11 protein-coding genes are annotated in these 12,332 nt (G+C 62.4%); 7 read left to right on the top strand and 4 right to left on the bottom strand.

Annotated features, from left to right (window positions below; all coding sequences use genetic code 11):
• Window position 1: 1 nt before the first annotated feature.
• Window positions 2–952: a PDR/VanB family oxidoreductase gene (locus LD110_RS18715; protein WP_225500996.1), complete on the bottom strand. Its 951-nt coding sequence runs from the start codon at window positions 950–952 to the stop codon at window positions 2–4.
• Between the two features lie 475 nt (window positions 953–1,427).
• Between LD110_RS18715 and LD110_RS18710 the strand changes: the two genes are divergently transcribed.
• A complete protein-coding gene (locus LD110_RS18710; protein WP_263855353.1) occupies window positions 1,428–2,432 on the top strand; it encodes a LacI family DNA-binding transcriptional regulator in 1,005 nt (334 codons plus the stop codon).
• Between the two features lie 60 nt (window positions 2,433–2,492).
• Here the strand turns inward: LD110_RS18710 and LD110_RS18705 are convergent, their stop codons facing one another.
• Genes LD110_RS18705 through LD110_RS18695 form a run of 3 tightly spaced genes read right to left on the bottom strand, consistent with a single transcriptional unit; the run spans window position 2,493 to window position 5,191 of the window.
• Window positions 2,493–2,924, bottom strand: a complete 432-nt coding sequence (locus LD110_RS18705) for a GntR family transcriptional regulator (protein WP_225500994.1) — start codon at window positions 2,922–2,924, stop codon at window positions 2,493–2,495.
• A 14-nt stretch (window positions 2,925–2,938) separates the two neighbouring features.
• Window positions 2,939–3,934, bottom strand: a complete 996-nt coding sequence (locus LD110_RS18700) for a PDR/VanB family oxidoreductase (RefSeq protein ID WP_225500992.1) — start codon at window positions 3,932–3,934, stop codon at window positions 2,939–2,941.
• Between the two features lie 21 nt (window positions 3,935–3,955).
• Window positions 3,956–5,191, bottom strand: coding sequence for a cytochrome P450 (locus tag LD110_RS18695; protein WP_225500990.1), 1,236 nt, complete (start codon window positions 5,189–5,191; stop codon window positions 3,956–3,958).
• 320 nt (window positions 5,192–5,511) lie between these two features.
• Between LD110_RS18695 and LD110_RS18690 the strand changes: the two genes are divergently transcribed.
• From LD110_RS18690 to LD110_RS18665, 6 genes are all read left to right on the top strand, one after another.
• Window positions 5,512–6,534 carry a LacI family DNA-binding transcriptional regulator gene (locus LD110_RS18690; protein WP_225500988.1) on the top strand — a complete coding sequence of 341 codons (1,023 nt, stop codon included), beginning with the start codon at window positions 5,512–5,514 and terminating at the stop codon, window positions 6,532–6,534.
• A gap of 98 nt (window positions 6,535–6,632) precedes the next feature.
• Entirely contained in the window at window positions 6,633–6,902 is a 270-nt protein-coding gene (locus tag LD110_RS18685; protein ID WP_225500986.1) for a DUF2470 domain-containing protein, read from the top strand.
• Window positions 6,893–7,927: a hypothetical protein gene (locus LD110_RS18680; protein WP_225500984.1), complete on the top strand. Its 1,035-nt coding sequence runs from the start codon at window positions 6,893–6,895 to the stop codon at window positions 7,925–7,927. Before LD110_RS18685 ends, LD110_RS18680 begins: the two co-directional genes overlap by 10 nt.
• A gap of 204 nt (window positions 7,928–8,131) precedes the next feature.
• The gene (locus LD110_RS18675; RefSeq protein WP_225500982.1) at window positions 8,132–9,583 is read left to right on the top strand and encodes a sugar porter family MFS transporter; all 1,452 of its coding nucleotides are present in this window, start codon (window positions 8,132–8,134) and stop codon (window positions 9,581–9,583) included.
• A 738-nt stretch (window positions 9,584–10,321) separates the two neighbouring features.
• On the top strand, window positions 10,322–10,552 hold the full coding sequence (locus LD110_RS18670; protein ID WP_225500980.1) for a LacI family DNA-binding transcriptional regulator: 231 nt from the start codon (window positions 10,322–10,324) through the stop codon (window positions 10,550–10,552).
• 317 nt (window positions 10,553–10,869) lie between these two features.
• The gene (locus LD110_RS18665; protein WP_225500978.1) at window positions 10,870–12,327 is read left to right on the top strand and encodes an APC family permease; all 1,458 of its coding nucleotides are present in this window, start codon (window positions 10,870–10,872) and stop codon (window positions 12,325–12,327) included.
• Window positions 12,328–12,332: the final 5 nt, after the last annotated feature.

Raw genomic sequence — 12,332 nt, 5'->3', positions numbered from 1 at the left:
GTTAGAGGTCAAGGACGAGTCGCTTGCTGCGTGAGCGGGAAACGCAGACCATCATGCAGTCGTTCGCCTTTTGTTCCTCTTCGGTCAGGACTGAGTCACGGTGATCCGGTTCGCCTTCGAGAACCTTGACCTCGCATGTGCCGCAAGTTCCTTCACGGCAAGAGGAGAGGATGTGGATGCCCGCGTCCTCCAAGACGTCCAGGACCGGGCGGTCAGCCGGAACGTGGAGTGTGAGGTCGCTCTGCGCCAAGACGACCTCGAAGGTGACGTTGGTGATAGGTCCCGCGGGAGCCTTGGGCGCGAAACGCTCTAAATGGAGCGACCCGGAGGGCCACGCGGTGCAACGCTGCTCGACCGCTGCAAGTAAGGGTTCGGGCCCACAGCAGTAGACCAAGGTGTCGGACTGGGGGTTGTCGAGCAATGAATCGAGGTCCAGAAGTCCCACCTCGTCTTGCGGCTGGATCGACACCCGGTCCCCATAGACCGCGAGCTCGTCAAGGAACGCCATTGATGAGCGCATGCGCCCGCCATATACCAGCTGCCATTCGGCACCTGCCTTCTGCGCTTCAGTGATCATGGCCAGTATCGGCGTGATCCCAATGCCACCGGCGATAAAGATGTAGCGGGGAGAGTCATTCAGGGCGAAGTGGTTGCGTGGCCCGCGGATACGGATGACGTCACCGGTCTGGAGCTTGTCGTAGACGTAGCTCGAGCCGCCGCGGCTGTTTGGGTCGCGCAGGATTCCGATGCGATATGTGTGCTCGACAGTACTTCCGCACAGGCTGTATTGGCGCGTCGGTGCGTCGCCGGGGAGGATCAGGTCGATATGCGCGCCGGCAGTCCATGAGGGAAGCGAGTGACCTCCGACGCTGCGCAGCGACAGCATGACGACACCTTCCGCAACTTCGCGCTTCTCCTCCACCCTGACATCGGCTTCAAATTCTCTAGCCATGACAGTTGTACTCGTTGTCTTATGTTGCAAAGTATCGATGTGCTCAGCGGGGTCTGTGGTCATTCGTGGTGGCCTCCATTGCCAAAGGGAACCCTGCGTTGTCGGCGGGGTGATGAAACTGTTGCCCCGAACCTCTGCGTTGGGGGGCTCCGGTAGCGGACCGGCAGCCGTTACGGTGCCCGTTGCGGCACCTGAATAAGCGCGTCATTTTCTATGGATCGATCCATAAAAGTGACCTCTTCAAACTCTTCTATAGATCGATCCATAACGACGCCTTGGATAGGCGGACTCGCAACCTGGGGCTCGCATTCTCAAGAGGGGCCACCCTTATGGCACGATCTATATGTCACGATCTATAGTAAGCTGGGTCACACGGGAGCGCAACATGCTCGCCCCGCGTAACTTAGGCCAGGCAGGCGACAGGGGAGGCAAAGTAACCATGGAAGAGATCTCCGCTTCCGGGAAAAATCCGACAATGGCAGATGTCGCCGCCCGTGCTGGCGTATCGCGGTCGTTGGTTTCAACGGTCTTTCGGGAGGTCCCCGGCGCCAGCCCGGTAACGCGGGCGCGGGTACTTCAGGCGGCCGCAGATTTGGGATATCAGCTGGACAATCGTGCCCGAATGCTGCGTCGCAGCAGGACACGCTTGCTGGGCGTTGTTTTCCAAGTACAGGACGCCTTCCATTCGGATTTGGTCGAGGCGATGTATCCGGTCGCGGCCGCCGCCGAGTACGATCTTGTTCTAAGCGCGACCACTGAAACCCGTCCGGAGGTGGACGCCATAGACGGTCTCCTTCGTGACCGCTGCGAGGCGCTCCTGCTCGTGGCACCTCAGCAGCCAGAGAGCTGGCTTGCCGATGTCGCTGAGCGGGTGCCCACGATTGCCATCTCCCGCCGCATAGCGCACGCGGCCATCGACGTGGTCATGACTGCCGACGAAGAGGTCGTTGACACAGCCCTGAAGTATCTGACGTCCCTGGGCCACAGAAACATTGCACACCTCGATGGTGCCAAGATTCACGGCGCATCCGACCGGCGTCGCAGCTATCGGAAGCTTATGAAGAGACAGAACCTGGGCGAGTTCATCCGTGTCCTCGAAGGCGGAAACACAGAAGTCCAGGGCATCAGGGCTGCAGAAGCGCTGGCACGGGAACAAGATTCGCTCCCAAGCGCAGTTATCTGCTACAACGACCGCGTTGCGGTCGGGTTCATGTTCGGCCTGCGTGCGGCAGGGATCCGCGTGCCAGAGGACATTAGCGTCGTGGGATATGACGACGTCCACATGGCAGCCCTCCCATTTATCTCCCTGACCACAGTCGGGCAAGATGCCGCGGCCACGGCGCGAAGCGCGATAGCCCATGCTGTTCGACGTCTGGACAAAGATGCGACGCCCGGCGAGATGACCCTCGTGCCGCCATACCTGGTCGAACGTAGCACGACTTTGCCCGTACGCCAGGCGCCGGCGCCGCTGTCACGATAGGACGGATGCCGGCGGTACTTGACGGGACCCCTTGCGTTCAAGAGAGCGGCAAAGGCAAGCTCACGCGATGAACGTGCCAGTTTTCCTGGCGCGCTTGATCACGCCTCGGCCTTCGAGGTACGACCATGCCTGGCGTATCGTGCCCGTGGCGAGGCATAGCTCGTGGGCGATGTCCCTCTCGGGTGGGAGCCTGGTCCCGCTGAGAATGGTTCCCGCTGCGATGGCGGCTTCCACGCTGCACGCCAGCTGGTAGTAGAGGGGTTCAGGACCGCTCCGCTTGAGGTGCAGCACCCGGGCCAACCAGGCTTGGTCCGGCGCTGCGGTGGCGTCGGGGTTCTCGTTCCGACTCGAGTCCGGCCGCTGGGCCCGGCGGGCGCCATTGCAGACCTCCGGACCCAGGGGGCCGATTGGGACGCCCACCGGATCAATTGAGACCTGTGCGTCACCAGGGAGAAGGGAAGTCAACACGATGTCCGCCTGTTGGTCACTCACATCCGCAGCGCAGGCTATACGTCCAGCACCAGGAGCGGGCACTTCGAGCGCGAGACGCATACCATCATGCAGTCGTTGCGGCTCTGCTCATCCTTGGTGAGCACGGAGTCGCGATGGTCGACTTCGCCCTCGAGCACGGGGGTCTCGCAGGTGCCGCACGTGCCCTCGCCGCAGGACGAGAGGATGTGGACGCCGTTTTCCCCGAGGGTTTCCAGCACGCTCTTGTCGGCGGGGACGGTGATTCGGCGGCCGCTTTTCGCGAGCTCGACCTCGAACGCCGTGTCCGTGGCGCCCTCGATCGCCTTCGCCGCGAACCGCTCGTAATGGAGGGAGCCTTCCGGCCACCTGGCGTCGCAGATCTTCTCGATCGCGGCGAGCAACGGCTCGGGTCCACACGTGTAGACGACCGTGTCTTCGTCGGGGGATCCGAGGATCGTGGCGAGGTCCATGAATCCTGCCGTGTCCTCCGGCCAGATGGACACGCGGTCGCCCAGGGACTCAAGTTCCTCGCGGAGCGCCATGGAGCTGACCGTGCGGCCGCCGTAGTAGAGCATCCACGGCTTGCCTGCGTTTTCGACCTCGCGGAGCATCGCGGCGATCGGCGTGATGCCGATGCCGCCGGCGATGAATACGTACCGCTGGGCATCGACGAGCTCGAAGTGATTGCGTGGTCCGCGGATCGTTAGGGATGTGCCGACGTGCAGCGATTCATGGACGTAGCGGGAACCCCCGCGGCTCGCGGGCGCGTTGAGGACGCCGATGGTGTACGAGCTCCTGTCGTCCGGGTCACTGCAGAGCGAGTACTGGCGGGTGATCCCGTTGCTGAGGAGCACATCGATGTGGGCGCCGGGCCGCCACGCGGGCAGTTCCGATCCGTCAGCCGCGGCGAGGGTGAGCAGGACGACGTCGGTCGCGGCGTCGAGACGCGCGACGACAGTCGTCTTTATCTCGCGTTCTTCCTCTTCAAAGGTGACGGTCGAGCTGTGGGTGAGGGTAGCAAGTGCGGACATGATTCTTCTCTTTTCGCTGAGTTACTTGAACGCGACCGGGACTCGGTCGAGGACGTAGGCGTTCGGAGTGGTGATGTAGCGGCGCGGCTCGCCTGCCAGCTCAAACATGCCTTTGCGGGCCACGAGCTGCTCCAGCGCCACCGTCGACTCCAGGCGGGCCAGCGGGTTGCCCAGGCACCCGTGAAGGCCCTCGCCGAAGCCGAGGTGGGGCTTCGGTGTCCGCAAAATGTCGAACTGGTCTGCATTCTCGAAGACCGTTTCGTCGCGGTTGGCGGAGCCGAGGATGAGGAACACTCGCTTCCCCTCGGGGATCTGCACACCATCCACCTCCACGGGGCGGGAGGTCGTGCGGGCGGTGACCTGGAAGATCGTGCGGTACCTCAGCGACTCCTCGACTGCGCGCGGGATGAGCATGGGGTCGTTGTGCAACGCTTGCTGCTGCTCGGGGTACCTCGCGAGCTGCTCGAACAGAGTCGACATCGTGCCGGCGGTGGTCTCGACGCCTCCGAGGTACAGCGCGAAGGCGAGGCCGGTGGCCTCGGCGGCGTAATCGATGTCCTCAGGAGCGAGCGGGACGCCGTTGATTTCGGCTTGGACGATCGCGGTGAGTACGTCGTTGCGCGGATTCTTGCGGCGCTCACGCAACAGGTAGGCGAGGTATTCGCGTAGTTCGCGCGACGACTCGCGGGCAAAGTCAGTCAGCTCGGTGGAGCCGATCTTCCGGTCCTTGATGCCGTGGGTCCATCGAACGAACTTCTCCCGGATGTCTCCTTCCGGCATGCCGAGGAAGTTGTAGAACACTTCGAACGGGATCGGCCATGAGTAGTCGGCGGAGATGTCAACGTCCTTCTGGTCGGCGAACTTGTCGATCAGAAGGTCGCAGACCTGGCGGACTTCATCGGTCAGTGCTCGGATGCTGCGCGGCATGAAGGACCGCTGGACGGTGGCGCGGAGCTGATCGTGACGAGGATTGTCGATGTTCGGCAGCATGCCGGGGTAGCCGCTCTGCTCCTGCTCGAAATCATCGATGTCGACCCCCTGGTAGTTCAGGTACGTTTCGTGGTCCCTCAGGGCAGCACGGACATCGTCGAACCGGCTGAGCGCGTAGAAGTTCCATTTCTCGTTGTAATACACGGGCGCTTCTCGGCGGAGGCGCTCGTACACCGAGAACGGGTCGGCTTGGAACTCCGGGGTAAACGGGTCGTAGATAGGCGCGTACTCGCTCTCGATGTACGGCTTCTCGATGTTGATGGACATCGACGCTTCCCTCCATTGGGTCGTGTTAGCACGCGCTAACATTGTTCGATGTTAGAGCGCGCCATCATGTGTGTCAACAGGAAACGAGGGGCCGGTCGCGCAAGCGACGGCGTCATGCGTCGGGGCCGTCGCACTGCCCAAGAAAGACATGCGTCGCCGTCGCTCGCCTTGAGCGGCTGGCGCATGTATGGTCCCGTTTGACAGACGGAAATCTCGTTTGGTCAAAGTCGATGGAGCAGAGCGTGCGGGCGACCTTCTCGCTTGCTTTATCGTTGTGGATTGACTCATGGCGCGTGCCATGATTGGGGTACGCTACATTTATGGCAGCAGCTTCCCAAGGTGATGTCCGTTCCGTGACTATGGCCGACGTCGCCCGCGAAGCCGGAGTCTCCCGCCAGTTGGTCTCGCTCGTGATGCGCGATGTCGGTTACGTCTCCGACGAGAAGCGCGGGCTCGTGCTGCGGGCCGCCGAGAGGCTCGGGTATCGGAGGAACGTTCTCGCGGCCAGCCTCGCTGCGCGCCGCACCAACTCGATCGGCCTCACGATCTTCGACCTACACAACCAGGTGTACGCCGACTTCGCCGACGGCGTTCTTGATGTAATCCAGCCCGCTGGGTTTCAGCTCCTGCTCTCTACGAACAATCGGGACCGGGAGAGCCTAACGGCAGGGATCGAGTCTCTCATCGGTCTCCGGGCAGACGGCGTTCTCCTCGCGACGCATATACCCGATCAGCTTGATCTTGCGCGCCTGCTCGCCGGGACACCCACAGTAACCATTGGCGAGGACCCGCGGATCGACCGCGTCGACGCCGTGCACGGCGACGACCGCCTCGGTTCCTACCAGGCAACCAAGCACCTGATAGGACAGGGTCACCGCGACATCGTGTACATCGCCGGCCCAGCCACCCAGCAGAACACCGCCCGCCGAGCCGGCTACGCAGAAGCCATGTCCGAGGAGTCCCTGCCGACCCGTGTCGTCGATGGCGACGCGAGCGAAACCGGGGGAGAACGGGCTCTTCTCAAGATGCGCCGCTCGGGTATGCTCCCTACGGCAGTGCTCTGCTACAACGACTCGACCGCCATCGGTGCACTCACCTGCGCCCAACGTGAGCGGCTCCGCGTTCCCCACGACCTTGCCGTCGTCGGCTACGACAACACCCGTCCCGCCGCCTATCCCGGAGTCGACCTCACGTCAGTCGACCCGCAGGCACGCGCTATGGGCGCGAACGCTGCCGCCCTCCTGCTCGATCGGATCGCCGACCCGACGCTCGCCGACCAGACCCTTACCCTCGCCCCGCAGTTGATCATCCGCGGCTCCTCCAGCTTCTACCGCGGCCGCTGACCTCGATTTGCACTTATGTTGGCACGCGCTATTATTTACAGATAGTAGAGCGCGCCAATACTGGCTGTGCAGGGATCCTCGATACCAATGGAGGTACCGTGTACCACCCCACCGAAGACACCGTCGACTTCATCGCGTCTTACATGAACCAGAACCAGGCCGACGCCCTGACCGACATCGCCCGAGCTCACGGGTTCGCCACCGACAAGGCGAAGATCGTGGACATCACGAGCACCGAACTCGTACTGCAGGTGTCCGACATCCCGGACGTAGTCGCTGGCCGGATTGCTTGGCCCGCGCCGCTCACCCGACGCGAGGACATCCGCTCATATCTGCTGGAGATGCAGGAAGCGGCCCGATGGGCCTGAACGTCCTGCCTTGCGCCGAACCGGTGACCCGGGCCGTCGAGGGCTGGGAGGACCTGACTGAGTCGCTCCCGGCAACGCAGGGCTGGATGCACTCAGGGATCGCCGTCGACGCCACAGGGACCATCTATTGCGCCCACCCCGAGGGATACGCGCTCCTCGAGATAGCGCCAGGCCGTTCCACTCGCATCGTGCCCGTACCCTTCCCTGAGCTCCACGGGATCGCGCTGAGCGGAGTTGATGGAGTGCTTGCGGTCGCGGATCCGGGCTACCGCATGACGCGCCTGGATGACGCCGGGCACTACCTCGAGGAGTTCACCCCGGGCCACGCCGCCTTTGTCGACGTCTCCGACGGCGGCATCGTTGTCGAGTTTGCCCAGCCGGACATTGACGCCTACCGCAAAGACGTGTGGCGCCCCACGTCGATCACCACGGCGGTGACCGCCGCCGGCGAGCACGAGGTCTGGATCGCAGACGGTTACGGCGCGAACCTGGTCCACCGCTTCACCGGCCATGGAACCTACAGAGGTACCGTCGACGGCTCGGAATCGGGCCGTGTGTTCGATTGCCCTCACGGCATCCTGTTGCGCACCGTAGACGGCGATCTCGAGGTCGTCGTCGCCGACCGCAGCCACCATCGGCTCGTGCGTCTCCACCTCGACGGTACTTACAAGGGAGAGTTCGGCGAGAACGATCTCGACAGCCCTTCCTCGCTGGCCATGCTTGATGGCCACCTCTACGTGACGGAACTTTTTGGCGGCATCGCCGAATTCGACGCTTCCAACAATTTTGTCCGAACACTCGAAACACGCCGAGGCCGTTCGACCAATCATCCGGGTTGGCCGAACGAGGTCGGCACCGACGGCAACACCCTTGCCGCGCCATCGCTCGAGCCTGCTGTCTTCAACAGCCCCCACGGGCTCACGTCTCACGGAGATCACCTCTTGATGACTGAGTGGTTGATCGGCGGGCGGCTGGCCCGCATCGCACCAAACGTTCGACTGAGAACCACGACCGCGGATCGCTGAACCGGCTCACGAGGCCGGAACAGCGGATCTTCCGCGTTCGCACTCGTTGCGCTCGTCCGCAGAACCTCTTGCCGACAGCCTCAGCGCAACGTCGTTGCCCAAGCCGAATCGCGGCGCACGCCAGCGCGCCCGTCGGCCACGAATGAATTCAGCGCGAACGCCCTGGCCCGAAGGCGGGGGCGCGCATCTCACAAAGGAGTGTCCATGACGCGCAATACGTCAACGATAAGTCCCGGCAGCACCAGGATCAGCACGAGCACGGCCTCGCTGCCTGTGCTCGGGAGCGGAGGGTTCACACGGAAGCTTTTGTGGATCACCGCCATTGCCACGATCGGCGGGCTGCTCTTCGGCTACGACACCGGAGTGACCAACGGAGCACTGGCCTACATGGTCGACTACTTCCACCTGGACAGCCTACAAGAGGGCTACATCACCTTCTTCCTCCTCGCCGGAGCCGCAATCGGCGCCATGATCGGCGGACGAGCCGCCGACGCCATCGGGCGAAAACGAATCATCACCGCGATGGCCATGGTCTTCACTATCGGCGCCGCAGGCTGCGTCGCCGCGTTCAATCTCGAAGTCCTTCTCGCCTCCCGCCTTATCCTCGGCCTCGCCGTCGGCGCATCCTCCGTCGTCGTCCCCACCTACATCGCCGAGGTCGCACCCCACGAGAAGCGCGGAGGCCTCGTCTCCCGCAACGAGTTCATGCTCGTCGTCGGCCAGTTCCTCGCGTTCCTGCTCAACGCAATCATCGGAAACGTCTGGGGCTCCAACGAGCACGTCTGGCGGTACATGCTCGCCATCGCCGTCGTCCCTGCAATCTTGCTGTTCGTGGGCATGCTCACCATGCCGGAGAGCCCCCGCTGGCTCGCCGGCCGGGGACGCCACGACGAAGCCCTTGCGGTACTCAAGACCATCCGCTCCGACGAGCGCGCACGCGCCGAGATCGCGGTCGTCGAGCACCTCGAAAGCATCCGCGCCCACGAAGACCGCACCCGCCTCCGCGACATCCTGCGCGTCACGTGGCTGCGCCGCCTGATGCTCATTGGCATCGGCATCGCCTGCTTCCAGCAACTCACCGGCGTCAACTCCGTCATGTACTACGGCACCCAGGTCCTCGAGCAGGCCGGCTTCACCCGCAACGCAGCGCTCACCTTCAATGTCCTCTCAGGCGTAATGGCGGTGGTTGCCGTCGGCGTCGCCATGGCCCTCGTCAACCGTTACCCCCGCCGGGCCTTCATGCTCGCCGGCTACATCGGCACAACCACCGCGCACATCCTCATCGGCTGCGTCGGTATATTCCTCCCCGAAGACAACCCGCTCCGGCCCTGGCTGTTGCTCGTCCTCATCCTCGGATTCATCGGGGTCATGCAGGGCGGCCTGGGACCCGTCCTCTTCGTCCTGCTCTCCGAGATCTTCCCCCTCAAAGTGCGCGGACTCATGGTAGGCGTGACAATGCTCGCTCTTTGGGTCACGAACTCGATCATCGCTCTTGTGTTTCCGACGCTCATCAAGGCAATGGGCTTTGGCACGTTCTGGCTATTCGCGGGGATCGGGGCCTTCGCCATCTGGTTCGTCGCGGCCGCCCTGCCGGAGACACGCGGACGCAGCCTTGAGGAGATCGAGAACTCCTTCCGCTCTCGTTTCGGACGCTGATCACCCAAACTCTCCACCGCAACCGAGCCGGCACGGTCACTACCGTGCCGGTTCGACGGTCGCAGCAGGAGAACCAGCCTAGGCGGAACGGACGTTCTGGACCATCGCCGGTCATTAAGCCTCGCTCGGTGCGCAATCTCTAACGACGCTTTCCGCGGATCGTAGGCTAGGGGAGAAGTTCCCGTGGTAGGACCGATGCGGGCCGACCTTGTTGCCCGCGGTGTTGTTCGCATCTCTATTCAGACACGTCCTCGGAACCGCCTGCGGCATGAATGGTGGACCAAGCGAAGCCCCGTTACCTAATGGGAGGTGAGGGAGCCAGTTGAGGTCTTCCCGTTATCTTGGCCCGGAGCCGTCGAAAAGGATTTTCCCTCTGGCTCCCTCACACCTTCGGAACATAAGTTGACCTCAGGAACCTAGCTCCCGGCAAACGTCTCCACGACAATGCGAACCTTGGAGTTCTCTGCCAAGACCCGACCCCGGCAGCGTCTGACACGGGATGAGATTGCCAATCAGATGTCGAGCCCTGAGCTCTTCCGTTAGGTCGCACCTGTCCCCACGTCGCAATGGTCCCTAGGCCACATTCGAAGACAAGGAAGGACCACCTGCATTGACCGAAGACAAGGAAGGACCACCTGCATTGACCGAAGTGTTCTGCGGCATCGACTGGGCGGAATGCCATCATGACATCGCACTTGTGGATTAGAAGGACCATCGTGGACCTGACCAAGCACGGGAGTGTCGACTGCCTCCGCCTCCAAAGCCCTCCGCAACGACTACGGCGCCAGTGAGTCGATGCGCGCCCGCGTCCAAGCCTCCATGGAGGAGCTCAGCTACCGCCACCACGGCCGTGCGCGCGGCATGCGCGGGCGCATGTTCACCATCGGAATCGTCGTTTCCGACCTCGAAAACTCGTTCTTCAGCCTCATCACCGATGGTGTCTCCAGCGTGATCCGCCCCAAGTCGTAATGGGATAACCAGCGGAGACGATCAGCAAGCCTGATCGAAGAGCCAGCGTCTAGCCGTACGCGAAAAACCGCCGATAGCTGACGGTCAGGCATTCGTTTGGTTTGGCGTCGTCGGATTTCTTATGAAAGGCCCGGTCGAAAGTGGTTGATTTTCCAGTTCATGCGATGCAGCTCACGGCCTAGTCTCTTTACATCGTCTTCCACAACACCCGCCGAGAAACTCAACTCATAAGAGAATTCGGGCGAGGTTCCGCATTCCGGTACGGCTAAGTGGTTGTTGCGGTAACTCCATCACAGAATCAATGACTGGGAGTCCTCATGATTAATACGGATCTGGCGGAAGGCGAACGCGCCAACCGGAAAATACAAGCATCCGAGGGTCTTACCGGGCGACTCGGCACTGCCGACCTCGTCCTCGCTGCGCTGGCATTTGCTGGCCCTTTGGCCGGTACCGCCGGCTACATCAGCATCCTCATTTCAGCCGGCAACGGCATCGGGGCCCCGAGCACCTTCCTCGTGACAATGGCAGTTCTGATCCTGTTCTCCACGGGGTACGGTGCCCTGACAAGGTTTGTTCCCAACCCCGGCGCTTTCTACGCCTACATCACGGCAGGGCTCGGCCGGTCCGTCGGGCTTGGTTCGTCATTCCTCATTCTTTCCTCCTACATCGCAATCGGCGTCGGCTTCTACGGTTTCGCCGGTCTGGCAGTCCAACAGTTTGTTGTCACCCATGGCGGTCCGGAACTACCCTGGTGGGTCTTTTCGCTCGTGTTCTGGGCGGCAGTGGGAACACTGGCCTATTTCAGAATCGAGGTCAGCGCCAAGGTCCTCGGAGTGCTTCTTCTGCTCGAGGTGCTGGTCGTGGCGATCTTTGACATAGCGGTGATGAGCCGCGGCGGCGAAGAGGGATTCTCCCTCGAGCCATTCACCCTCCCCGCCCTATTCTCCGGTTCGCCTGGCATTGCGCTGCTGTTTGGCATCGCTCTTTTCACCGGCTTCGAAGCGACTGCCATCTATCGCGAGGAAACGCGGGACCCGGACCGGACAATCCCGCGGGCCACCATGATCACGGTCGTTCTGATTGGTGTCTTCTACGCGATCACAGCTTGGGCCATGATCACCGGCCTGGGCACCAGCCAAGCCGTTGCCAAGGCGACGGAGGACCCGGCCGGCGTCTTCTTCCAGGTAGCCACCGCCTTTGGCGGGCAGATCCTGAGCGACGCCGCGAACCTGCTGCTCATTACCAGCATCCTGGCGGCGCACCTTTCCATCCAGAATGTCACCACCCGGTATACCTACTCCCTAGGTGTCGACGGCATCCTTCCGAAGGGTCTGGGACACGCCCATCCGCGGTTCAATTCACCCTACCGGGCGTCAATGACCGCCAGCGCCACCTTCCTCATCCTCACCGGCGTACTGATCATTGCAGGTCTGTCCGCCACGGAAATCTATGCCTGGTTCGCCGGCGCAGCCGCGTTCACGATCCTGGTCGCAATGACGCTTACCAGCCTCGCCGCCGTCGTCTATTTCCGGCGAAACCGCACGTCGAACTTGAACGGCTGGCAATCGTTTTGGGCGCCGCTGTTGGCCTTCCTGGCTATGACCGGCATGGTCATCCTCGGCATCTATAACTTTCCCTCACTTATCGGCGGATCGGATCTGCTCTCAAGCATCATGCTGCTTTCCTCGCTGGCGATTTTTGTCGCCGGCATTGGAACCGCAGAAGTCCTACGTCGTAAGAAACCGCACGTCTACGCTCGAATCGGAAGGCAGTAACGAGT

Origin of the sequence: Arthrobacter sp. M4, assembly GCF_020251205.1 — a bacterium.
Taxonomy (GTDB): domain Bacteria; phylum Actinomycetota; class Actinomycetes; order Actinomycetales; family Micrococcaceae; genus Arthrobacter.
This window is presented reverse-complemented; position numbering and strand designations above follow the sequence as displayed.